Raw genomic sequence first — 21,952 nt, forward strand, 5'->3', positions numbered from 1 at the left:
ATATAGGTCACGAGAACAGACACAACAGGGGTCGTCATGCGCGCAGCACTCTCGGTGGTGATTCCTACACGCAACGCCGCTGTTGTCCTGCCGGGCTGCCTTGCCGCTTTGATGGAGGGGCTGGAGGCGGGCGTGATCCGAGAGGTGGTTATCACCGATGGCGGATCTGACGATGCCACGCTGCAAATCGCCGATGCTGCGGGGGCGGTCATCGTGCAAGGGGCGGCATCCCGGGGCGGACAATTGCGGCGCGGGGCGCAGGTGGCGGGCGGCGACTGGCTCCTGTTTCTGCATGCCGACACGATCCTGCCAGCCGGATGGGCCGGTGCGGTCAGCGCGCAAATGGTGCAGGGTGCGCCCGCCGCCTTTCAACTTGGGTTCGATGCAACGGGGGTGATGGCCCGGTTGGTGGCGGGCTGGGCCAATCTGCGCAGCCAGGTGTTCGGCCTGCCCTATGGGGATCAGGCGTTATTGATTTCGCGGGCGGACTATGAGGCGGTGGGTGGATTTGCCGATATTCCACTGATGGAGGATGTGGCCATGGCACGCGCGCTCAAAGGGCGTATCGCGCTCTTGCCGCTCGCGGTCAGAACGTCTGCCGCGAAGTATCAACGCGACGGCTGGCTGCGGCGGGGCGCGCGCAACCTGTGGATATTGATGCGCTATCTCTGCGGAGCAGACCCGGTGCAGCTGGTTCAGGCGTATCGGCGCGGGGCCCGGAACCGCTAGGAAACCCCGGGCAAATGGCGTTCGGCTTTTCTTGTCGTTGAGCGGCACCTGGTGGATCAGATCGGCGACTTACGCAAAACCGATGCGGTGATTGACGCCGCTTGCCAAGGGCGTAAGGTGCGGCGGAAAAAGCAGGAGTCCCCCTAAATGAGCCTCGCCCACGGTCGCGCCTATCTGGCCATTCCCGGCCCCTCGGTCATGCCCGAAGAGGTGCTGCGCGCCATGCACCGTGCCGCCCCGAATATCTATGAGGGGGATCTGATCGAGATGACGGCGGGGTTGATCCCGGATCTTCGTGCCGTGGCGCGGACACGCCAGCATGCAGCGATCTATATCTCGAACGGACACGGGGCGTGGGAGGCAGCGCTCGCCAATACGCTGCAACCCGGCGACCGGGTTCTGGTGCCAGCCACGGGGCGGTTCGGGCATGGCTGGGCGGAGGTCGCGCAGGGGCAGGGAATCGCGGTCGATATGCTGGACTTCGGCAAGCGCGCTCCCATCGATCTCAACCGCGTGGAAGAGGCGCTGCGCGCGGACAAGGCGCATGGGATCAAGGCGGTTCTGGCGACCCATGTCGATACGTCGACTTCTGTCCTCAATGACATTGCCGGTTTGCGGGCGGTATTGGATGCGGTAGGACATCCCGCGCTCCTCATGGCTGATTGCATCGCCTCGCTTGCCTGTGACCGGTTCGAGATGGACGCCTGGGGCGTCGATGTGATGGTCGCTGGCAGTCAAAAGGGGCTGATGGTACCGCCCGGTCTGGCCTTTGTGTTCTTTTCCGACAAGGCGGCCGAGGCGCGGCGCACGCTACCCTTGGTCAGCCGCTATTGGGATTGGACCCACCGTGCGAACCCGCAAATGTACTATCAGTATTTCGGTGGCACCGCACCCACGCATCACCTCTACGGGTTGCGCGCGGCGCTCGACCTGATCGCGACAGAGGGCGGTGTAGAGGCAGTCTGGGCAAGGCATGACCGGTTGGCGAGGGCCATCTGGGCCGCCTGCGAGGCATGGGGACAAGAGGGGCCATTGGAGCTGAACATCAGCGATCCCACGCTGCGCAGCAGGGCCGTGACCGCGCTGCGGATCGGCGCGCCGCATGGATCGCGGTTGCGCTCATGGGTGCAGGATCATGCGGGCGTGACACTGGGGATCGGTCTTGGCATGGCAGAGCCAGGCGATCCGGCCTGGCATGGATTTTTCCGTATCGGCCATATGGGGCATGTCAACGCCCATATGGTTCTGGGCGCGCTTGGTGCCATTGAGGCCGGATTGAGCGCGCTCGATATTCCGCACGGGGCGGGCGGATTGTCTGCGGCAGCACGGGTGATTGCGGGCAAAGGTTGACGCAGCAGTTCGGGCCGCTGCTCTCGCCCAACGCTTTCGAGATTCGGTCTGCAAGGGCTGGAGCCCTTGCAATGCTTTACTTGATGAAACTTCCGTCGCGCAGCTCGCGCATGGCTTGGCGCAACTCGTCCTTTGAGTTCATCACGATTGGGCCATGCCAGGCCACTGGCTCTTGAATCGGTGCGCCAGAGATGAGCAGGAACCGCACGCCCTCTTCGCCGGCTTGTACCGTCACACTGTCGCCGCTTCCAAAGCGGATCAGTGTCCGGTCGCCGGAAAGATCGCGCATGTGCACCTCTTGTCCCGCCACTTCCTTTTCCAGAAGAACGCCTGCGGGCTCTGAAGCGTCGGCAAAGGCCCCGGCCCCCTCGAACACATAGGCAAAGCTGCGCCGGTAGGTATCGACAGGAAAAGTTTTTTTAACCCCGGCGGGCACCGAGACATCGAGATACTGCGGATCGGCGGCTATACCGTCCACCGGGCCGCGTCGCCCCCAGAAATCCCCGACGATCACTCGCACGCGGGTGCCATCATCGTCGATAATCTCTGGGATGTCTGACGATTTAACATCCTGATAGCGGGGCGCGGTCATTTTCTGCGCAGCGGGCAGGTTGGCCCAGAGTTGAAATCCGTGCATCTGCCCAAGCGCATTGCCGCGCGGCATTTCCTGATGCAAGATACCCGACCCGGCGGTCATCCATTGCACATCGCCTGCGCCCAAGCTGCCCTGGTTGCCCAGGCTGTCACCATGCGCGACCTCGCCCGCAAGGACATAGGTGATGGTTTCGATACCGCGATGCGGATGCCACGGAAAGCCCGCCGTATAACGGGCGGGATCGTCATTGCGAAAATCGTCGAACAAGAGGAACGGATCGAGTTCTGTAGGGTCCTTGAAGCCGAACGCGCGGTGCAAGTGTACGCCTGCGCCTTCCAGTGTTGGGGTGGCTTGGCGTTTCTCCAAAACGGGTCTGATAGACATGGAAAGTCTCCTTTCGAGCAGGATATAGGCAGCCACTGCGCTGTTGGAATGGCGCAGTCTGTTCATCGGCGAACCGCATCTGTGCGTTTTGCGCAGCACCCCTCTCGCCATGGGGGACGATCCGGGGTAAATGCGGGCGCAAAGGGAGATCTGGCATGCAAGACGAAGAGGTTTTGGCGGCATTAGGCGCGTCGGCGGGGCGGCGGATTTTGGGGGTCGGCTCGGTTGCAGGGCTGGGGCTGACGCTGCTTTATCTTGCACTGGTTCAATCTCCGAGCCTTGGTTGGCAGGTGTTCATGGTTGGGTTTGGGGCCACTTGCGTCTTTTTGGCCGAGCGGATGTGGCGGGCCACGGCGCAATGGCTGGTGCTGACGCGCGACGGGCTGCGTGACAATACGGGGCGCATGATCGCGCCGGTCGCGCAGATCCGGTCGGTGGATCGGGGCGTTTTCGCCTTTAAACCGTCCAACGGTTTTCGCATCCTGCTCACGGAGAAAGCCCCGGCGGTCTGGCAACCGGGGCTTTGGTGGCGCGTGGGGCGCAGCGTAGGCGTGGGCGGTGTCACATCCGGCACGCCGGCCAAGTTCATGGCCGAGCAAATTCAGGATTTGCTCGCCCGTCAGTCCCAGGATTAGGCAGCGGTACAGACACCTTCAAAGCAGAGTTGTGCCGCAAAGCGCAGCGGCACGAACATCCGAGTTTTGATATTGGTGCCATCGGTAAAGCCGGTGGAGAATACCGGATCATATTCCGACGAGGTCTCGACCAGAATGATTTCCTGTCCATCAATCATCTGCGGCAAGGTCGCATGGGCGTTGCGCACATCATCCGCGCTCAGAGGGTTGAGGTCGCCCGAGCCGCGCACCTCGGACCAGCGCAGCTCGAATTCGTCCATATTGTTGGCCGCGTCGAGGTGGTAGCGCACCACGGTGACGCGCACCTGATTGGTGCCGGCATCGTTGCTCATGATGTCGAACAGGACCTTGACGTTGTCGATATAGGTATCGTTTACCTCAGCCGTTTCGCGTGAGAGCATGTCGGCAATTGTATAGGTCGCCTTTTCTCGCACGCTCTGATAGCGGAACATGTCAAAGTATTCGTAGCTAAAGGTCAGTCCCATAAACAGGAACGGGAACATCACGACCGTTTCCATGGCGGCGGTCCCGCATTCCTGTTTCCAGAACCGGCGCAGCAGTTTGAAGGCAGGGCGCAGGGTCATCAGATCGGCTCCTGAACAAAGGCTGTCGTGGCGACAAGTGAGGCTTGGCTTCCGTTTTCGGGAACAAGGCGGCTGCCCAGCATTCCTGCTGGAAACAGCGGCCGAAACTTGAGGCAGGCCCGCAATAGCATCAGCTCATTTTGTTGCCCGGGCACGAATTGGCGAACCGGTTTGGCGGGTTCTGCCAGATCCGTGCAATCGGCCTCAGCGTCCAGCCCGTTGAAATTGCGGATGTCCGCAGAGCGCATTTCGAGGCGCAGGTTGTTTTCGCAATCGTTGATCAAGATCGCGTTATCGCAAATGATCTGCTTGATCGCATCGTGCTGGGGTGCCGTCCCGGTGCCAAGACGTACCTCGCGCACGGCCATGTCAAGGCCTCGCTCGAGGAAGGTGGCGCGCATGGTGACAAAGCCCATCTCGATCGAAAAAATCATGATACCGATGAAGAACGGTGCCACCAGAACGAATTCGAGTGAGGCTGTGCCGGTGTCGTCCTGCCGGAAACGGCGCAGAAAGTTCCTGAAGACGCGGGTCATTGGGTCAACCTCAACTGTTTCACATTGGCCGCGATGGCACTGAAGGCACTGGCAATATTCACGGTTGTCGCATTGTAGTGGTGATTGGGCGACGTGGCGCATTTCTTGATCTCGTCGGCACCGGTCGGTTGGCTGCCCATTTCAAAGGCGATGGTGTAAATCACGATCCCTTCGGATTTGGCCGCGTCGCAGATGTCGTCCAGGCGCTCATTCTTCTTGCTCCGATCGATCGGGTTGCCAAGGTAGCTGTTCCAAGGACCTGCACTGCCGGTGACGTTGTAGTAGAAACGTGGCGACATCAAACCCCATGCTGTTTCCCAGCTTAGACGCTCGCTGGAAATGAAGCCGGGCAAGGTGGATGCACTGTAGTTATTGAAGGTGGACCAAGACACGCTACCCCCATCGGTGACATTGAACATGCGGCTGTCAGAGGGGCGGCGCAGGTAGTAGCTGACCTGTTCCTCGCCAGTCGGCGTGTAAATGCAGGTGTAGCCGCTGTATCCGCAATACTGCTGATATTGCGACCCGTACCAGCGGCGACCGTCATAGTTCCGCTGAAGGTAGTTAAACTGCATTTGCTGGTAGGTGAGCTTGAAGAGGTCCGAATTCGGCCCGCGGTAGGTGTTGCTGAACCGATAGGAATTGTCATTGGCCCCGTCACCCATCAGAACGATGACCTTGAGCGTGTCACTCTCGTTGAAGACCGCGGGCATGTTGGTAAGCGTTGGTTCCACCAGCGAATAGGTCAGGATTGTGCCATCATCCTGCGGAACCTGAATCGGTTGCTGCAGGCTTTGAACAACGGGTTGAAAGGCCGAGTCGAGCAACGCTGCCGCCCATTTCACGCCCTCGTCGTTCGAGGTACTGCCACCCGCCTCAAGTGAGTCGATCTTGTCATGAAGTGCTGTCTTGGTCGTCGCGTAGGGCAGGATCTTGAAGTAATCCTGCGTGTAGCAGGACTGGTAATAGGTGTCGAGGAAGCTGCCCAAGGGGGTTGTCGTCAGATCGCCAAATGTGGTGCCCTCACGGGAGGTGTAGATCAACTGATCATAGGCCGTGTTGGGATCAATCGTTGTGGATTCAAAATCTGCGTCCGACAGTTCTAGGCACGAGGAATACAAATGATTTTCATTAACCGTGAGCGCCTCGTAGATTTCCTTGGACGGGGTTACGCCCCAGCTGAACGGGACCACTGAGATCACCGCATCATTGGGTTCTGTGCTATCGAGAATGGAATCCACGAAATTCTTGGCGGCGGGTTTGAGCGCATCAATACGCTCGCCCATCATGGAGCCTGAAACATCAAGCGCCATGGAGATTTCCAGTTTGGGGATCGTCACCTCTGCGGTCGAATTGCCCCCGGATGTAAGGGTGTCGACCCCGGCGAGGCGCATCAGATAGGTGTCGAGAGTCTGAGAGGCGCGTGCCGTTACCTTGGATGAGTTGAGGCGAATGTCGATATCGCCCTCTTGCTCCGCAGCGAGGTAGTTGGCCTGCCCGGATTTGGAGAAGTAATCCTCGATGACAGCGCGCGCAGTCGTGTTGTTGACCGCCGTGGCCCCGGCGAGAACTGCCCGGTCCAGCGTCGCCTGAAGGCTAGCCCGCGCCATTTCCTGCCGCATGGTATCAATCCCGATACCGCCCATGATCAAGAACATGACGAAGATTGAAAAGGCAAGCACGGTGACCGTGCCGTCTTCCTCGTTGAAGAAGCGCTCTGCGTACTCTCCGGCGCGCGTCGTATCGCGCAATTTCGACCGTGCCCCCCGATCAGACGTCTTGCTATTCCAAAGCATAATAACACCTCATTGTGACGGAGCCTTTCCCCAACTCCGCACTGCACCATCCAGCTTTATCCACTTTGTCTATGGCTGAATTATGGCGGGTTTTAGGCGGAAAATCAGAAGTTAACCGATTAAATTCAACAATATAGTGGCTGCCCCGCGATTGTGTTGGCTATGGCGACAAACGCCTTGGGCAGCGCGACTCTGCCAAGGGGCTGGCGGCAGCGGGTGGACAAACGGCCGGTGTCGGTTAACCATGGGATAGGACACCGGGGTTGCGCGCGACTGGGTCCAGTCGTCATGGCCGGGCCGAAAAAGGGAGAGGACGAATGAACGCCAACAAGGAACCGAGCTTTCGCGAGAGTGTGGATCTGATGTTCAATCGCGCGGTGGCGCTGATGGATCTGCCGCCGGGCCTTGAGGAAAAGATCCGCGTCTGCAATGCGACCTATACCGTACGGTTCGGCGTTCGGCTGCGCGGACAAATCCACACCTTTACTGGGTATCGCAGCGTTCATTCGGAGCATATGGAGCCGGTCAAGGGCGGTATTCGCTACGCCATGGGTGTAAATCAGGACGAGGTCGAGGCGCTCGCGGCGCTGATGACCTACAAATGCGCGCTGGTGGAGGCGCCGTTTGGTGGGTCCAAGGGCGGGTTGCGGCTTGATCCGCGCCAGTGGGAAGAGCATGAGCTTGAGTTGATCACCCGACGCTTTGCCTATGAGCTGATCAAGCGTGATCTGATCAACCCCGCGCAAAACGTGCCAGCCCCTGACATGGGCACCGGCGAGCGCGAGATGGCGTGGATTGCCGATCAATACAAACGCATGAACACCACGGACATCAATTACCGCGCCTGCGTCACCGGCAAGCCGATCAACGGTGGTGGCATTCAGGGCCGGGTCGAGGCGACCGGGCGCGGCGTACAATATGCGCTGCAGGAATTTTTTCGTCATCCCGAGGATGTCGCGGCGGCGAACCTGTCGGGCGCACTCGATGGCAAGAGGGTTGTGGTACAGGGCCTGGGGAACGTGGGCTATCACGCGGCCAAGTTCCTGAGCGAAGAAGACGGCTGTCTTATCACCGGGATCATCGAACGCGATGGGGCGCTGGTGGATGAGAACGGGCTGAACGTCGAGGCGGTGCGCAACTGGATCGCGCGCCATGGCGGTGTCGAGGGGTATCCCGAGGGCAAATATGTCAAAGATGGCGCCAAGGTCTTGGAACAGGCCTGTGACATCCTCATTCCTGCGGCAATGGAGGGGGTGATCAACCTCGGGAACGCCACTGAGATCAAGGCGCCGCTCATCATCGAGGCGGCGAACGGGCCAGTGACGGCAGGGGCAGATGACATTCTGCGCCAGAAGGGCACAGTGATCATTCCTGACATGTATGCCAACGCGGGCGGTGTCACGGTCTCGTACTTCGAATGGGTCAAGAACCTGAGCCATATCCGCTTTGGTCGGATCGGGCGACGACAGGAGGAGGCTCGGCACCAACTCTTGGTCACGGAGTTGCAGCGCTTGAACCGTGGGCTTGGGGATGCGTGGGAAATGTCGCCCGATTTCAAGCAGAAATACCTCAAGGGCGCGGGCGAGTTGGAGCTGGTGCGCTCGGGTCTCGATGATACGATGCGCACCGCATATCAATCGATGCGCGAAGTCTGGCATAGTCGTCAGGACGTGACAGACCTGCGCACGGCGGCCTATCTGGTGTCCATCGCCAAGGTTGCCGCGAGTTACCGGGCGATGGGGCTCTGATGGGCTCACGTCGCGCACGGGCCTGAAAATGGCGGGAAACATGGCAGAGCTTCGGCTCTGCCATTGCTATTGAGGGTTGAAGTTGGTTCAGTCGCGCCAGATTGGCGCACACATGGGCGCAAGGGGAGTGGCATGCGGTTTTCCGGCCTGCGGGTTCTGAAAGAGGGGCTGACCGGCAACAAGGGCTGGCAGGCGCATTGGCGCGATGCAACGCCCAAGCCCGAGTATGATGTGATCATCATCGGTGGCGGTGGTCATGGTCTCTCGACCGCCTATTACCTGGCCAAGCGCCACGGGATCACCAATGTCGCGGTGCTGGAAAAGGGCTATCTGGGCGGCGGCAACGTGGGGCGCAACACCACCATTGTGCGCGCCAATTACTTCCTGCCGGGCAATTCTGAGTTCTACAGCCATTCCCTGAAGCTATGGGAAGGACTGGAAGAGGATCTGAATTACAATGTCATGCATTCTCAGCGCGGGCAGATCGTACTGTTTCACTCGGACGGGCAGCGCGATGCCATAGCCCGGCGTGGCAATGCGATGATCAACCGCGGCGACGATGCGGAACTCCTGAGTGTGGCGCAGCTCAAACGCATGGTGCCGTATCTTGATTACGACCAGGCGCGGTTTCCCATTCACGGTGGCCTTTTGCAGCGGCGCGCGGGCACGGCGCGGCATGATGCGGTGGCCTGGGGCTATGCACGCGGGGCAAGCGATCGGGGCGTGGACCTGATCCAGAATTGCGAAGTGACGGGGATCGACATCGAACAGGGCCGCGTGCGCGGCGTGCAGACCACGCGCGGTGCCATTCGCGCCAAAAAGCTGGCAATTGTGGTGGCGGGGCGTTCCAGCCAGGTGGCGGCGATGGCGGGTATGCGCCTGCCGATCGAAAGCCACGTCTTGCAGGCCTTTGTCACCGAGGGGCTGAAGCCCTGCATCGACCATGTGATCAGCTTTGGCATGGGACATTTCTATATCAGCCAGTCCGACAAGGGTGGGCTGGTTTTTGGTGGCGATCTGGACATGTATGCCTCCTATGCCGCGCGCGGCAACCTGCCGATTGTCGAGCATGTGATGGAGGCGGGCATGACGCTGATGCCGATGATCGGCAATGCCCGCGTGTTGCGCAGTTGGGGCGGGATCATGGATATGTCGCCCGATGGCAGCCCGATCATCGACCACGCGGGCATCGAGGGGCTCTATCTCAATTGCGGCTGGTGCTATGGCGGGTTCAAGGCCGTGCCTGGGTCGGGCGATGCGCTCGCGCATCTCATCGCCACCGACCGGCCGCATCCGGCGGCGACGCGATTCCGGCTGGACCGGTTCCGCACGGGCCGGGGGTTGATGGACGAAGAAGGCACGGGCGCGCAGCACAATCTGCATTGAGACGCGCGCGGAGGGCAGGATTTGAGTATTTCTGGAACGATGAAGGCGCGGATAAGATGAGGCTGGGCTGTCCGATCTGCGGCGAGCGGGATCGTCGCGAGTTCTACTATCAGGGGGCGGCGCTCTCGCGGCCAGAGGGCGAAGTCTGGGCGCCGGAGTGGGATGATTACATCCACAATCGCGACAACCTGCCGGGTGTGACCCGTGATCTGTGGCAGCACGAGCAGGGTTGCGGGGCTTGGCTCATCGTGACGCGCAATACGGTCACGCATGAGGTTCTGGGTGTGGCCTTGGCCACGGAGGCGGGCGCATGAGGCTCGAAGGCAAAGGGCTGATCGACCGGGCGCGTTCGGTGAGCTTTCACTTTGACGGCCGTCAATATGAGGGGTTTGCAGGCGATACGCTGGCCTCGGCGCTCTTGGCCAATGGCGTGCGGATGGTGGCACGGTCGTTCAAGTATCACCGTCCGCGTGGGGTGATGACCGCAGGCAGTGAGGAGCCAAATGCGCTGGTGACGTTGGGACGGGGTTCTGCGCAAGAGCCGAACCTGAGGGCGACGACCGTCGAAGTGCACGAGGGCCTATGGGCGCAGAGCCAGAACCGCTGGCCGACGCTGGGGCTGGATTTGCTGGCGGTTAATGATGTCTTCGCGCCGTTTCTGGGGGCCGGATTCTATTACAAGACCTTCATGTGGCCGCGCGCCTTTTGGGAGCGGGTTTATGAGCCTGTGATCCGCCGTGCGGCGGGTCTGGGCGCGTTGTCGGGGGATGCGGCAGAAGACAGTTATGAGCGTGCCTACGCCCATTGTGACGTTCTGGTGATCGGCGGCGGTCCTGCGGGCCTGATGGCGGCGCGGGTGGCGGCAGTGGCGGGGGCGGATGTGATCCTTGCCGAAGAGGACACGCGACTTGGCGGGCGTCTCATGGCCGAGACCGAAGAGGTCGATGGGTTGGCTGGTGTCGATTGGGTGGATGAGATCGCCGCAGAACTGGCCGCGATGCCCAATGTGCGGATCATGACCCGCACGGCTGTGTTCGGGGTGTATGATGGCGGCACCTATGGCGCGCTGGAAAGGCTTGCACCGGATCTTGCCGCGCGCGGTCACGCGCCCAAGGGCTGTTTCTGGCGGATCGTGGCGCGGCGCGCGGTACTGGCGGCGGGGGCGCTGGAGCGGGCCATCGCCTTTCCCAACAATGACCGGCCGGGGGTAATGATGGCGGGGGCGGTGCGTGCCTATGCCAACCGGTGGGGCGTGGCGCCGGGGCAGAGCACGGTGGTTTTCGGCAATAACGACAGCACTCATCGCACCGTGGCCGATCTGCAAGCGGCGGGGGTGCATGTGGCCGCATTGATCGACGCGCGTCCCTATGCGCGCTGTGACCTTGATGTGCCGTTTTATCCCGGAGCGCAGGTCTGTGGCACGAGTGGGCGGCGCGGGCTGGAGGCGGTGACGCTTGCCACGGCCAAAGGTGAGGACCGGATCGCTGCCGATTGCCTTGCGATTTCGGGCGGGTGGAACCCGACGGTGCATCTGGCCTGCCACATGGGCGCGCGGCCCACGTGGGACGCGGCGCGGCAGGCGTTTTTACCGCCAGAAAACGCTGTGCCGGGCATGCGCGTGGCAGGGGCGGCGGCGGGGGCGTTTTCCACCCTAGCCTGTCTGGAAAGCGGTCTGAACGAGGGCGCAGCAGCGGCGTTGGACCTAGGGTTTAGTGCGTCGGATTTAGCGGCCCCGAGCGCCGGGAAGGCCACCTATGACATATTTCCGCTCTGGCAGGTGCCGGGGCGGGGCCGGGCGTGGCTCGATTTCCAGAACGATGTGACGGTCAAGGATGTGGTACAGGCGGCGGGCGAAAATTTCCGATCGGTCGAGCATATGAAGCGCTACACGACGCAAGGTATGGCCCCGGATCAGGGCAAGAATTCCAACGTCGCCGCGCTGGCTGTGCTGGCCGAGGCGACGGGGCGTGGTATTGCCGAGACTGGCACCACCACCTTTCGTCCGCCCTATGTGCCGGTGCCGATCGCGGCCTTGGGGGCGGGGGGCAAGGGCAAAGGCTTTGCCCCAGAGCGGCGCACCACCTCGCATCAAGAGAGCACTGCGCGCGGTGCCCCGATGATTGAAGCCGGGCTGTGGTATCGGCCTAGCTATTTCCCGCAAAAGGGTGAGAACCATTGGCGGCAATCCTGCGACCGTGAGGTCGCGATGGTGCGCGGCGCGGTTGGTGTCTGCGATGTGTCCACCCTTGGCAAGATCGACGTGCAAGGCCCGGATGCGGCGCGGTTTCTGGATTTCGTCTACACCAACATGATGTCCACGCTGAAGGTGGGCCGTGTGCGCTATGGCCTCATGCTGCGTGAGGACGGGCATGTGATGGATGACGGCACCTGCGCGCGTCTGGGAGAGACTCATTTCGTATTGACCACCACCACGGCGGCGGCGGGGCAGGTGATGCGGCATCTGGAATTCGTAGCGCAGGTTTTGCACCCCGAATGGGATGTGCGGATCGTGTCCGTGACCGAGCAGTGGGCGCAGTTCGCCATAGCGGGGCCGCAAGCGCGGGCGTTGCTGAATGGGATGCTGGACGCACCGATTGATGATGCCGGATTTCCCTATATGGCTTGTGGCGCGGTTCGCCTGGCTGGGGTGGCGGCGCGGCTCTTTCGTATCTCCTTTTCGGGTGAGCATGCCTATGAAATCGCCGTGCCTGCGCGCTACGGGGCGGCGCTGTTTGGCGCGTTGGTCAAGCGGGCCGAGGACATGGGCGGCGGCGCCTATGGGCTTGAGGCGCTCAATGTGCTGCGGATCGAAAAAGGGTTCATCACCCATGCTGAAATCCATGGCCGCGTGACCGCCTATGACATCGGGATGCAGGGGATGATGAGCGCCAAGAAGGATTTCATCGGCAAGGCGGCAGCGACGCGCCCCGGTCTGATGGACCCGGAGCGCGAGCGCATGGTGGGCCTGAAACCGGTGGGCGCGGTCAAGGAGCTACTGGCGGGCGCGCATATCTTTGACGAGCACGCCGAAGCGGTCAGCGACAACGATCAAGGCTATGTCACGAGCGCCTGCTATTCGCCGACGCTTGGGCATGTGATCGGCATCGGCTTCCTCAGGCGCGGACCGGAGCGGATGGGCGAACGGGTGCGCGTGGTGGATCACCTGCGCAAGTCCGAGACGGTGTGCGAAGTCACCCCTCTGGTGGCGTTTGATCCCGAAGGAGGGCGGTTGCGTGGCTGACTTCAAGGTTCAAACCCCCTGTACGGGGCTATTGCCGGTGACAGTGGGCGGACTGCGTCTGACTGAGGTGGTGCCGAGGCGGATGACCTCGCTTGCGCCCTATCGCGGCTCTGCCGGGGCATTATCAGCCGCGATGCAGGCGGCGCATGGCGTGGCATGGCCGGAACCGGGGCGCATGACGGGGCAGGCGGCGGCGCGCGCGCTCTGGTTCGGGCGCGAGCTGGCCCTTTTGATCGGTCCCGAGCCTGATGAAAGCTTGGCAGCTCATGCGGCGCTGACAGACCAGTCGGACGCCTGGGCGGTTGTGCAATTGGACGGGCGGCAGGCGGTCGAGGTTCTGGCGCGTCTCTGTCCGCTCGATCTGCGCGAGGCGGTCTTTGCACCGGGCCATACAGCGCGCACGGATGTGGCGCATATGGCCGGGTCTGTGAGCCGCCTGGGGCTGCAGACATGGCAGATCATGGTCTTTCGCTCGATGGCGGCGACGCTGGTGCATGAGGTGGAAATTGCGATGCGCCGGGTGGCGGCGCGACAAACTTCCCTTCTGTGAGACGCTGACAGGGGAGAGAATCTGACCTATGAGAGTCGGGTCTGAACGAAAGGATTGCCCATGCGCCCGATGCTGATTGCCGCCTTCTGCCTCTTGCCTGTAATGGCCGTAGCAGAGAACCCGATGTGTGCGCCCACCGGCGAGATCGTGGCATTGGCCGTTGAAGCGCGCAAATCGGGCGAAGAGGGCCCGGCCGCTATCACCGCGATTACCGCCGAGATGACCGGTGACGTGGCGCTATATGCGCCTGCGGTGCAGCCCTTAGTGGATTGGGTCTATTCGCTGGACGAGGCGCAGTTGGCCGAGGACGTGGCAGGCAGCTATGTCACGCAATGCGAGGCGCAGTAGCCCTCTGGACTCTGAGCCGCGCGCGCCCAATATAGGGGCATGAGCCTGCCCCCCGGATTTCTTGACGAGTTGCAAAACCGCCTGTCGCTCTCCCATGTGGTCGGGCGCAAGGTGACGTGGGACAATCGCAAGTCCAATCCTGGTAAAGGTGACATGTGGGCACCTTGCCCGTTCCACCAGGAAAAAACCGCGTCTTTTCATGTGGATGACCGAAAAGGGTTCTACTACTGTTTTGGCTGTCACGCCAAGGGTGATGCGATTTCCTTTGTCCGTGAGACCGAGAATGTCGATTTCATGGAAGCGGTGAAGATCCTTGCCGCCGAGGCGGGTATGCCGATGCCCGAGCGCGATCCGCAGGCACAGGCCAAGGCCGACCGGCGCGGGCAATTGATCGAGGTGATGGAGCAGGCGGTCAAGTATTTCGGCCTGCAATTGCGCAGCGGCGTCGGAGCTGCGGCGCGCGACTATCTCAAGGGGCGCAAGCTGAGCGAGGAGACGCAAGCGCAGTTCGATCTGGGCTTTGCGCCCGATGGCTGGCAGGGTCTGTGGGATCATCTGACGGCCAAGGGCGTGCCGCCAGAGATGATCCTGGCCTGCGGTCTGGCCAAGGACAGTCAGAAGGGCGGCAAGCCCTATGACACGTTCCGCAACCGGATCATGTTCCCCATCCGCGATGCGCGCGGGCGCTGCATTGCCTTTGGCGGGCGGGCGATGGACCCGAGTGATGCGGCCAAGTATCTGAATTCACCGGAAACCGAGCTTTTTGACAAATCCCACACGCTCTACAATCACGGACCTGCGCGCGAGGCGGCGGGCAAGGGCCAAACGCTGATCGTGGCCGAAGGCTATATGGATGTAATCGCACTGGTCGCGGCGGGGTTTGGGGCGGCGGTGGCACCCTTGGGTACCGCTGTGACCGAGCATCAGTTGCAACTCATGTGGCGGATCGCGCCCGAGCCCGTGATTGCATTGGATGGTGATACAGCCGGGCTGCGCGCGGCCTATCGGGTGATTGATCTGGCGCTGCCGCTCTTGGAGGCGGGCAAATCACTGCGTTTTGCGTTGATGCCCGAAGGCAAAGACCCGGACGATCTTTTGCGCTCAGAGGGGGCAGGCGCGGTACACGCGCGCATCGAGGGCGCATGGCCTATGGTGCAGCTCTTGTGGCAGCGTGAAACCGAGGGCCGCGATTTCGATAGTCCGGAGCGCAGGGCGGCACTCGACAAGGTGCTGCGCGAAAAGATCATGCTGATTCGCGACCCCTCGATTCGTAGCCACTATGGGCAAGCGATCAAGGATCTGCGGTGGCAGCTCTTTAATCCGCGCCGGAGCACCGGCTTTACGCCCCGTGCCCGTGGCGGCAAATGGCCGCCGCCGGAACCGGCGCGGGCGGCAACGAAGTCCTCGCTTCTGGTGGCGGCGGAGGGGGATGGTGCGGTGCACCTGCGTGAGGCGGTGGTTCTGGCGACGTTGATCTCTTGCCCCTCTGTCGCAGCGCGGTTCGAGGCAGACCTTGAAAAGCTAGAGTGTCGTGATCCTGATCTGGCATGTCTGCGGGATATGATTTTGCGCTATGCGGCCGACGGGGCCGAAAGCCTCAACGCCCGAATTGAGGCCGAGATGGGCCCCGCACCCCTTGAAAAGCTGATGACTTTGCCCCATGTCGCGCTCACCCCGCCGGTGCGGCACCCCGGAGATGAGGAGCTTGCCATCCTGACCCTGACCGAAGAGTTGGCCAAGCTGACGGCACAACGCGGCTGGATGGCAGAGCTGTCCGAAGCGACAGAAGACATTGAAGGGCTTGCCGATGAGTCGCTGACCTACCGTCTGGGACAGGCCGCTGAGGCGCGCAATCGTGCCGTGCGCAGTCAGCAAGAGGACCGGGCCGAATACGATCTGGGCGAAAATGGCGCGCGGATCAAACGCGATGAGAAACAACAGTTCGACGCCTTGCTCGACAAGATAACCTTTTCTAAACCGGGACGATGATTGTTTTCGTAAGGAAGCGCCGAATAAATCAGGGTAGACGGGTGTGCGAATCAACAGAACGCGCTATTGATTCGGGTCAACCGAATCACCCGCCCCGCCCATAGCCGAGGAGTCATTCATGGCCGCCAAAGATACCGACGACGATAAGCCAGAGGAAGTCGAAGCCGAAGTTTCGCTCGACATGAGCCAGGCGGCGGTAAAGCGGATGATCGCGGAGGCGCGGGAAAAGGGCTTTATCACCTATGACCAGCTGAACGAGGTTCTGCCACCGGATCAGGTGTCGTCGGAACAGATCGAAGACGTGATGTCGATGCTCTCGGAGATGGGAATCAACATCATCGAGGCCGAGGACGCCGAAGAGGAAGAGGGGCGCTCGACCGCTGTGGCCGAAATCGGGCGGCGCGGCGAGATCACGCTTGGCTCGGGCAAGGAAGAAAAGCTCGACCGCACGGATGATCCGGTGCGGATGTATCTGCGCGAGATGGGGTCGGTCGAACTCTTGAGCCGCGAGGGCGAGATTGCCATTGCCAAGCGGATCGAGGCCGGGCGCAACACGATGATCGCGGGCCTCTGCGAGAGCCCGCTGACCTTTCAGGCGATCACCATCTGGCGCGACGAACTCTTGGGTGAAGACATCCTGCTGCGCGATGTGATCGATCTTGAGGCCACTTTTGGCACCCAGTTGGGCGATGAGGATGCCGAGCCGGTGGTCGGCGCGGCCAATGTGACAAGTGCCCCCGGTGGCATGAGCCGCGATGAGAGCGAACCTGATCTGGATGCCGATGGCAATCCGATCCATTCCGATGACGATGACGACGATGACGAGCAGGCCAATATGAGCCTTGCTGCTATGGAGGCCGCGCTAAAACCGCGTGTCCTGGATACTCTGGACCGGATCGCGTCGGACTATGCCATGCTGAGCGAGATGCAGGACAGCCGCATCTCGGCTACATTGAACGAAGATGGATCGTTCAGCAGCGAGCAGGAGCAGACCTATCAGACCCTGCGCAGCGAGATTGTCGAGCTGGTCAACGAGCTGCATCTGCACAACAACCGCATCGAGGCGCTGATTGATCAGCTCTATGGCATCAACCGCCGGATCATGCAGATCGACAGTGCCATGGTCAAACTGGCCGATCAGGCGCGCATCAACCGTTCTGAATTCATTGAAGAATATCGCGGTCGCGAGCTTGATCCCAACTGGCTGGAGGACATGGCGCGCAAGGCCGGGCGCGGCTGGCAGATGTTCATTGAGCGCAGCCCCGAGAAGGTGGCGGAACTGCGCTCGGACATGGCGCAGGTGGGTCAGTATGTGGGCCTGGACATTTCCGAATTCCGCCGCATCGTGCAGCAGGTTCAAAAGGGCGAGAAAGAGGCGCGGCAGGCCAAGAAGGAAATGGTCGAAGCCAACCTGCGTCTGGTGATTTCGATTGCCAAGAAATACACCAATCGCGGCCTGCAATTCCTTGATCTTATTCAGGAAGGCAACATTGGCCTGATGAAGGCCGTGGACAAGTTCGAGTATCGCCGGGGCTATAAATTCAGCACCTATGCGACCTGGTGGATCCGTCAGGCGATCACGCGGAGCATCGCGGATCAGGCGCGCACCATCCGTATTCCGGTGCACATGATCGAGACGATCAACAAGCTGGTGCGCACGGGCCGTCAGATGCTGCACGAGATCGGCCGCGAACCGACGCCCGAGGAATTGGCGGAAAAGCTGCAAATGCCGCTGGAAAAGGTCCGCAAGGTGATGAAGATCGCCAAGGAGCCGATTTCGCTTGAGACCCCGATTGGCGATGAGGAAGACAGCCAGCTTGGCGACTTCATCGAGGATAAAAACGTTATTCTTCCGTTGGATAGCGCCATTCAGGACAACCTCAAGGAAACCACGACGCGGGTTTTGTCGTCGCTCACTCCGCGCGAAGAGCGGGTTTTGCGGATGCGGTTCGGCATCGGTATGAACACCGATCACACGCTGGAAGAGGTGGGGCAACAGTTCTCTGTGACCCGCGAACGTATCCGCCAGATCGAGGCCAAAGCGCTGCGCAAGCTGAAGCATCCGAGCCGGAGCCGGAAGCTGCGGAGTTTTCTGGATCAGTAGGGCGGATGAAAATCCGCGTTTGAAAACAGAGAGTTATGGGGTGCGCAATGAATGCGCGCCCTGCGGTGCATAATCTGGAGGCGGTATGTCAATCCTGTCGCGATTGTTTGGGGGCAAAGCCAAGGCCGAACCCGAAGAGAAGGTGGAAATATACAAAGATTTCCGTATCTTACCCGCGCCGCAAGCGGCCGAAGGCGGATACAGGGTCGCGGCGCGGATCGAGAAGGACATCGACGGCGAAGTGCAGGTGCATCAGCTTTTGCGGGCCGATACCATTGCCAGTCTCGATGAGGCGCGGGCGTTTTGTGTGCGCAAGGCCAAGCAGGTCATTGACGAGCAGGGCGAGGCGATCTTTCGCAAGTAAGGCGTGTTGATCGGCTAAGCGAGGCCTCGGGCCAGGCATCTGGAACATGTAAGCTCTGTAAGGTTTGTCAGGGGATTTTGTAAGGTCGCGGTCCAGGGGCAGTTTCGGTCCTACGCGCGTGCCGGCGGTTAACGGACAGTCAATGCTTGCGGGCGCGCGGGGCGTTAATCGGTGCGGGTAGAGCGGCGCGCGCGCTGCCGGTCCCTTGCACAAAGCGTAATCAGAGCGCGCGCTGGTCAGCGGATCGCCCCCTAACCGCTTGCCCCTCAACTCACGCTGTCTTACAGAGGCTGTAACAAAGCAGAGGGAGGCACCCATGCGTCGTGTCGTGGTCACAGGTCTGGGGATCGTCTCCAGCATTGGCAACAACGCCCAAGAGGTTCTGGCATCACTCCGAGAGGGGCGCTCGGGCATCACCGCAAACGAGGCGATGGCCGAGCATGGCTTTCGCAGTCGGGTGGCCGGGGCGATCAATCTCGATGTGACCCAGCATGTGGACAAGCGCGCGCTGCGGTTTATGGGGGGCGGGGCGGCCTATGCCTATATCGCCATGGGGCAGGCCATTGCCGATGCAGGCCTTGAGGAAAGCGACGTGATCAACCCCCGCACCGGGGTTGTTGCGGGATCGGGCGGCCCCTCGACCAGCGCGATGTTGGCGGCGCATCAGGTGGCGCTGGATACGGGATCGACCAAGCGGATCGGGCCGTTCGCCGTGCCCAAGACCATGTGTTCGACGATTTCGGCCAATCTGGCCACCTCCTACAAGATCAAGGGGCTGAACTATTCGATCACCTCGGCCTGTTCCACCAGCCTGCACTGCATCGGCCATGCCGCAGAGCAGATCATGTTCGGCAAGCAGGATGTGATGTTTGCAGGTGGTGGAGAGGAATTGGATTGGTCGCTGTCGTGCCTCTTTGATGCGATGGGGGCGATGTCGTCGAAATACAACGACACGCCCACCACGGCGAGCCGGGCCTTTGACGTGGGGCGCGACGGGTTCGTGATCTCGGCGGGGGGCGGTATCGTCGTGCTGGAAGAGTTGGAGCGTGCAAAGGCGCGCGGGGCCAAGATCTATGCCGAAGTGACGGGCTATGGCGCCACTTCGGACGGGGCCGATATGGTGGCCCCCTCGGGAGAGGGCGGCGAACGGGCGATGCGTTTGGCGGTGGCGACGCTGCCAGAGGGGCGCCGCGTGAGCTATATCAACGCGCATGGCACTTCGACGCCGGTGGGCGATGTGGGTGAGGTCGAGGCAGTGCGCCGGGTCTTTGGCCAGGGCAGCACGCCGCCGATCAGTTCCACCAAGTCGATGACGGGCCATTCCCAGGGGGCCACGGGCGCGCAGGAGGCGATCTATTGCCTCTTGATGCTCGAGAATGATTTCATGGCGCCCTCGATCAATGTCGAAACGCTCGATCCGGCACTTGATCCGGCAGAGATTGCGACGGTGCGGGTGGACAATGCCGGGCTGGATACGGTGATGACCAACTCCTTTGGATTTGGCGGCACCAATGGCTCGATGTTGCTGAGCAAATTTCACGGGTGAGATGAGATGACGATTGCGATGCAGGGCAAGCGCGGCCTGATCATGGGGGTGGCCAATGACCGCTCCATCGCCTGGGGAATTGCACGGGCGATGCATGAAGCGGGGGCGGAACTGGCCTTTTCCTATCAGGGTGAGAATTTTGCCAAGCGGGTCGAGCCGCTGGCGTCGAGCGTTGGCTCTGACCTCTTGCTCGATGTGGATGTGACCGATGATGCCTCGCTTGATGCCGCGTTCGCGGCGCTGGCGGAGCGCTGGCCGACGATTGATTTCGTGGTGCATGCGGTGGCCTATTCCGACAAGTCGGAGCTGACGGGTCGGTTTTTGAACACGAGCCGGGCCAATTTCAAACATTCGCTGGAAATCTCGGCCTATTCGTTCATCGAGGTGGCGCGGCGGGCCTATCCGATGATGAAGGACAATGGCGGCTGTCTGTTGACCTTGACCTATCAGGGGTCGAACAAGGTTGTGCCGAATTACAACGTGATGGGCGTGGCCAAGGCGGCGCTGGAATCGGCGACGCGCTATCTGGCGAATGATCTGGGACCGGATGGGATCCGCGTCAATGCGATCAGCCCCGGACCGATGAAAACGCTGGCAGGGGCCGCGATTGGCGGCGCGCGCAAGACGTTTCGGCATACCGAGGTGAATGCGCCGATGCGGGCGAATGCCACGTTGGAGGCGATTGGCGGCACGGCGGTCTATCTCGCGTCGGACGCGGGGGCCTGCACCAGCGGTGAGATCATCCATGTCGATGGGGGGTATCACGTGCTGGGCATGCCGCAGGCCGAGAACCTCTGAGGTCGGACCGGGTCTGGCCTCGTTATTGCCAAAGTCTTGCCGTGTTGCTGCATCAGGCTGCGCGCATGGAGCAATTTCGCCAGGTCGGCCAACCCGCTGAGATCAGATCACTTGCCCGTGCGCGCCGCGCGCGGCGGTGGGCGTGGATGACAAGTGTTTCCCTCGGCATCTGCGCGCTGGTGTCCATCTGGCAGGAGCGGGCGCTGGCACCGGGGGTGCATGACGCGCTGCAGGGCGCGGTTGCGCAGGCGCAAAGTATGATTGACGGCAACGAGACCGCGCGCGCCCTCTTGGCGCGGCTGGACGGTGGCATTGCCGTGGCCAAGGATGCCGGGCTTGATCCGCTGACGGCGCTTTTGCTGCGGGTGGCGGATTAATCCGCATTCAGAACCACTGGCCCGGTTCCATCAGACCCAGATCGAGCAGTTGCCGCGAATGCCATTCGAACGGGATCGAGTTGTGCCATTTGAAGCTATGGATGTCGAAGGTTGAGCCGGGGTTGCGCTTGAGCGCCTTGGCGGTGCGAAAGGACACGATGGCGCTGGTCAGGTTGTGATGCCAAGGGCAGGCGTAGGTATTGTATTCCTCGTCGGAAAAGGTGTGATCCTCGCGCAGTTTCAGCTCTGGTTTGGCACGAAAGAGCGCGATGCGGTCGATCTTGCGGCGTTTGGCGGGGATGTGTTCCTCGTAGCGCCAGCGTAGGCCGCCGTAGAAATCAAGCTGCCGTTCTCTGGGGTGGTTGTGGTTCTCGGGGTCGGGGCGCGCGAGGGCGTAATAGCCGGATTTGTCCATATGCGCCGTCTCGAGGCAGACGGCATCGGGGTAGGTATCGAGATCGCCAGCGTAGAGATCAATCACATAGGTCAGCATCGCGTCGCGGCGTTCTTCGGTGTGAAAGGCCAGCATTTCGCCCACGGTGCGGGTCTCGCAGAAGGGATAGAACAGGTATTCGGCGTTGTAGCAGTAATACATCCAGAGGCCGGGGGCGGCGGCGATGACGGCATTGACCGCCTCGGTCAGGCTGTCGCCAGAGGACAGATCGTGGCGAATGCGGTAAAGGCCGGGGGTGTCGGCCACGTCGCGGGCCAAGGTAAAGTTGTCGGGCGCAAAGAGAAGCACGGCGGCAAAGCCAGTGTCGAGATGGTGGCGCAGGGTAGAGTTGAGTTCGGTCTCATCCTCTGCAAAGACCATGGCGATGGGCCCTTTGGCGAGGGCCTTGCCGGGGTTGGCGAGAAAGCTCTTGAGGTCGGGGGCGGTCATGCGCGGCTC

The 21,952-nt window shown here is 61.4% G+C and carries 20 protein-coding genes; 15 read left to right on the plus strand and 5 right to left on the minus strand.

Annotated features, from left to right (window positions below; all coding sequences use genetic code 11):
* The first annotated feature begins 36 nt into the window (after positions 1 to 36).
* Together ROSMUC_RS01755 and ROSMUC_RS01760 are read left to right on the plus strand one after the other, a co-directional pair.
* A complete protein-coding gene (locus ROSMUC_RS01755) occupies positions 37 to 729 on the plus strand; it encodes a TIGR04283 family arsenosugar biosynthesis glycosyltransferase (protein ID WP_037268881.1) in 693 nt (230 codons plus the stop codon).
* 147 nt (positions 730 to 876) lie between these two features.
* Positions 877 to 2,079, plus strand: coding sequence for a pyridoxal-phosphate-dependent aminotransferase family protein (locus tag ROSMUC_RS01760; RefSeq protein WP_037268884.1), 1,203 nt, complete (start codon positions 877 to 879; stop codon positions 2,077 to 2,079).
* A 76-nt stretch (positions 2,080 to 2,155) separates the two neighbouring features.
* On the opposite strand, the gene ROSMUC_RS01765 is transcribed toward ROSMUC_RS01760, so the two are convergent.
* Positions 2,156 to 3,058: a pirin family protein gene (locus ROSMUC_RS01765; RefSeq protein ID WP_037268886.1), complete on the minus strand. Its 903-nt coding sequence runs from the start codon at positions 3,056 to 3,058 to the stop codon at positions 2,156 to 2,158.
* 155 nt (positions 3,059 to 3,213) lie between these two features.
* Between ROSMUC_RS01765 and ROSMUC_RS01770 the strand changes: the two genes are divergently transcribed.
* Complete coding sequence (locus ROSMUC_RS01770) at positions 3,214 to 3,693, plus strand: hypothetical protein (RefSeq protein WP_037268889.1); 480 nt, start codon at positions 3,214 to 3,216, stop codon at positions 3,691 to 3,693.
* Here ROSMUC_RS01770 and ROSMUC_RS01775 read toward each other — a convergent pair.
* The 3 genes from ROSMUC_RS01775 to ROSMUC_RS01785 are packed head-to-tail and all read right to left on the minus strand — an operon-like array spanning position 3,690 to position 6,564.
* Entirely contained in the window at positions 3,690 to 4,277 is a 588-nt protein-coding gene (locus ROSMUC_RS01775) for a TadE/TadG family type IV pilus assembly protein (RefSeq protein WP_037268892.1), read from the minus strand. The two genes, ROSMUC_RS01770 and ROSMUC_RS01775, sit on opposite strands and share 4 nt — an antisense overlap.
* The gene (locus ROSMUC_RS01780) at positions 4,277 to 4,813 is read right to left on the minus strand and encodes a TadE/TadG family type IV pilus assembly protein (RefSeq protein ID WP_037268894.1); all 537 of its coding nucleotides are present in this window, start codon (positions 4,811 to 4,813) and stop codon (positions 4,277 to 4,279) included. Before ROSMUC_RS01780 ends, ROSMUC_RS01775 begins: the two co-directional genes overlap by 1 nt.
* Entirely contained in the window at positions 4,810 to 6,564 is a 1,755-nt protein-coding gene (locus ROSMUC_RS01785; RefSeq protein WP_037269823.1) for a pilus assembly protein TadG-related protein, read from the minus strand. The genes ROSMUC_RS01780 and ROSMUC_RS01785 overlap by 4 nt, the downstream gene beginning before the upstream one ends.
* Positions 6,565 to 6,926: 362 nt before the next feature.
* Here ROSMUC_RS01785 and ROSMUC_RS01790 point away from each other — a divergent pair, with 362 nt between their 5' ends.
* The 12 genes from ROSMUC_RS01790 (at position 6,927) to ROSMUC_RS01845 (ending at position 21,060) form a co-directional block, all read left to right on the plus strand.
* Positions 6,927 to 8,357 carry a Glu/Leu/Phe/Val family dehydrogenase gene (locus tag ROSMUC_RS01790; protein ID WP_037268896.1) on the plus strand — a complete coding sequence of 477 codons (1,431 nt, stop codon included), beginning with the start codon at positions 6,927 to 6,929 and terminating at the stop codon, positions 8,355 to 8,357.
* Positions 8,358 to 8,489: 132 nt separating this feature from the next.
* Positions 8,490 to 9,743: a sarcosine oxidase subunit beta family protein gene (locus tag ROSMUC_RS01795; RefSeq protein WP_037268898.1), complete on the plus strand. Its 1,254-nt coding sequence runs from the start codon at positions 8,490 to 8,492 to the stop codon at positions 9,741 to 9,743.
* 56 nt (positions 9,744 to 9,799) lie between these two features.
* The gene (locus ROSMUC_RS01800; protein ID WP_037268900.1) at positions 9,800 to 10,057 is read left to right on the plus strand and encodes a sarcosine oxidase subunit delta; all 258 of its coding nucleotides are present in this window, start codon (positions 9,800 to 9,802) and stop codon (positions 10,055 to 10,057) included.
* The gene (locus ROSMUC_RS01805) at positions 10,054 to 12,984 is read left to right on the plus strand and encodes a sarcosine oxidase subunit alpha family protein (protein WP_037268902.1); all 2,931 of its coding nucleotides are present in this window, start codon (positions 10,054 to 10,056) and stop codon (positions 12,982 to 12,984) included. The genes ROSMUC_RS01800 and ROSMUC_RS01805 overlap by 4 nt, the downstream gene beginning before the upstream one ends.
* Positions 12,977 to 13,534 (plus strand): sarcosine oxidase subunit gamma, encoded by a 558-nt coding sequence (locus tag ROSMUC_RS01810; protein ID WP_037268903.1) that lies wholly within the window; start codon positions 12,977 to 12,979, stop codon positions 13,532 to 13,534. The genes ROSMUC_RS01805 and ROSMUC_RS01810 overlap by 8 nt, the downstream gene beginning before the upstream one ends.
* A 60-nt stretch (positions 13,535 to 13,594) precedes the next feature.
* Positions 13,595 to 13,882, plus strand: coding sequence for a hypothetical protein (locus ROSMUC_RS01815; RefSeq protein WP_037268905.1), 288 nt, complete (start codon positions 13,595 to 13,597; stop codon positions 13,880 to 13,882).
* 39 nt (positions 13,883 to 13,921) lie between these two features.
* Positions 13,922 to 15,871 (plus strand): DNA primase, encoded by a 1,950-nt coding sequence (gene dnaG / locus ROSMUC_RS01820; RefSeq protein ID WP_037268907.1) that lies wholly within the window; start codon positions 13,922 to 13,924, stop codon positions 15,869 to 15,871.
* 118 nt (positions 15,872 to 15,989) lie between these two features.
* Positions 15,990 to 17,975 carry an RNA polymerase sigma factor RpoD gene (gene rpoD, locus ROSMUC_RS01825; protein ID WP_037268909.1) on the plus strand — a complete coding sequence of 662 codons (1,986 nt, stop codon included), beginning with the start codon at positions 15,990 to 15,992 and terminating at the stop codon, positions 17,973 to 17,975.
* A gap of 85 nt (positions 17,976 to 18,060) precedes the next feature.
* Positions 18,061 to 18,339: an HlyU family transcriptional regulator gene (locus ROSMUC_RS01830; protein ID WP_037268911.1), complete on the plus strand. Its 279-nt coding sequence runs from the start codon at positions 18,061 to 18,063 to the stop codon at positions 18,337 to 18,339.
* Between the two features lie 316 nt (positions 18,340 to 18,655).
* Positions 18,656 to 19,885 (plus strand): beta-ketoacyl-ACP synthase I, encoded by a 1,230-nt coding sequence (gene fabB, locus ROSMUC_RS01835; RefSeq protein ID WP_037268914.1) that lies wholly within the window; start codon positions 18,656 to 18,658, stop codon positions 19,883 to 19,885.
* A 6-nt stretch (positions 19,886 to 19,891) separates the two neighbouring features.
* Positions 19,892 to 20,683 carry an enoyl-ACP reductase FabI gene (locus ROSMUC_RS01840; RefSeq protein WP_037268917.1) on the plus strand — a complete coding sequence of 264 codons (792 nt, stop codon included), beginning with the start codon at positions 19,892 to 19,894 and terminating at the stop codon, positions 20,681 to 20,683.
* Between the two features lie 146 nt (positions 20,684 to 20,829).
* Positions 20,830 to 21,060 carry a hypothetical protein gene (locus ROSMUC_RS01845; RefSeq protein ID WP_245875092.1) on the plus strand — a complete coding sequence of 77 codons (231 nt, stop codon included), beginning with the start codon at positions 20,830 to 20,832 and terminating at the stop codon, positions 21,058 to 21,060.
* A 7-nt stretch (positions 21,061 to 21,067) separates the two neighbouring features.
* Here ROSMUC_RS01845 and ROSMUC_RS01850 read toward each other — a convergent pair whose 3' ends face one another.
* The gene (locus ROSMUC_RS01850; RefSeq protein ID WP_037268920.1) at positions 21,068 to 21,943 is read right to left on the minus strand and encodes a glycosyltransferase family 2 protein; all 876 of its coding nucleotides are present in this window, start codon (positions 21,941 to 21,943) and stop codon (positions 21,068 to 21,070) included.
* Positions 21,944 to 21,952 lie beyond the last annotated feature (9 nt).

It is taken from the genome of Roseovarius mucosus DSM 17069 (genome assembly GCF_000768555.3).
GTDB classification, from domain to species: Bacteria; Pseudomonadota; Alphaproteobacteria; order Rhodobacterales; family Rhodobacteraceae; genus Roseovarius; species Roseovarius mucosus.

Coding starts and splice junctions, on each gene's coding strand:
- ROSMUC_RS01850 (WP_037268920.1), bottom strand. CDS start 21,943: ATGACCGCCCCCGACCTCAAGAGCTTTCTCGCCAACCCCGGCAAGGCC.
- rpoD (WP_037268909.1), top strand. CDS start 15,990: ATGGCCGCCAAAGATACCGACGACGATAAGCCAGAGGAAGTCGAAGCC.
- ROSMUC_RS01845 (WP_245875092.1), top strand. CDS start 20,830: ATGACAAGTGTTTCCCTCGGCATCTGCGCGCTGGTGTCCATCTGGCAG.
- ROSMUC_RS01775 (WP_037268892.1), bottom strand. CDS start 4,277: ATGACCCTGCGCCCTGCCTTCAAACTGCTGCGCCGGTTCTGGAAACAG.
- ROSMUC_RS01760 (WP_037268884.1), top strand. CDS start 877: ATGAGCCTCGCCCACGGTCGCGCCTATCTGGCCATTCCCGGCCCCTCG.
- ROSMUC_RS01795 (WP_037268898.1), top strand. CDS start 8,490: ATGCGGTTTTCCGGCCTGCGGGTTCTGAAAGAGGGGCTGACCGGCAAC.
- dnaG (WP_037268907.1), top strand. CDS start 13,922: ATGAGCCTGCCCCCCGGATTTCTTGACGAGTTGCAAAACCGCCTGTCG.
- ROSMUC_RS01840 (WP_037268917.1), top strand. CDS start 19,892: ATGACGATTGCGATGCAGGGCAAGCGCGGCCTGATCATGGGGGTGGCC.
- ROSMUC_RS01770 (WP_037268889.1), top strand. CDS start 3,214: ATGCAAGACGAAGAGGTTTTGGCGGCATTAGGCGCGTCGGCGGGGCGG.
- ROSMUC_RS01830 (WP_037268911.1), top strand. CDS start 18,061: ATGTCAATCCTGTCGCGATTGTTTGGGGGCAAAGCCAAGGCCGAACCC.
- ROSMUC_RS01755 (WP_037268881.1), top strand. CDS start 37: ATGCGCGCAGCACTCTCGGTGGTGATTCCTACACGCAACGCCGCTGTT.
- ROSMUC_RS01800 (WP_037268900.1), top strand. CDS start 9,800: ATGAGGCTGGGCTGTCCGATCTGCGGCGAGCGGGATCGTCGCGAGTTC.
- ROSMUC_RS01815 (WP_037268905.1), top strand. CDS start 13,595: ATGCGCCCGATGCTGATTGCCGCCTTCTGCCTCTTGCCTGTAATGGCC.
- fabB (WP_037268914.1), top strand. CDS start 18,656: ATGCGTCGTGTCGTGGTCACAGGTCTGGGGATCGTCTCCAGCATTGGC.
- ROSMUC_RS01805 (WP_037268902.1), top strand. CDS start 10,054: ATGAGGCTCGAAGGCAAAGGGCTGATCGACCGGGCGCGTTCGGTGAGC.
- ROSMUC_RS01780 (WP_037268894.1), bottom strand. CDS start 4,813: ATGACCCGCGTCTTCAGGAACTTTCTGCGCCGTTTCCGGCAGGACGAC.
- ROSMUC_RS01790 (WP_037268896.1), top strand. CDS start 6,927: ATGAACGCCAACAAGGAACCGAGCTTTCGCGAGAGTGTGGATCTGATG.
- ROSMUC_RS01765 (WP_037268886.1), bottom strand. CDS start 3,058: ATGTCTATCAGACCCGTTTTGGAGAAACGCCAAGCCACCCCAACACTG.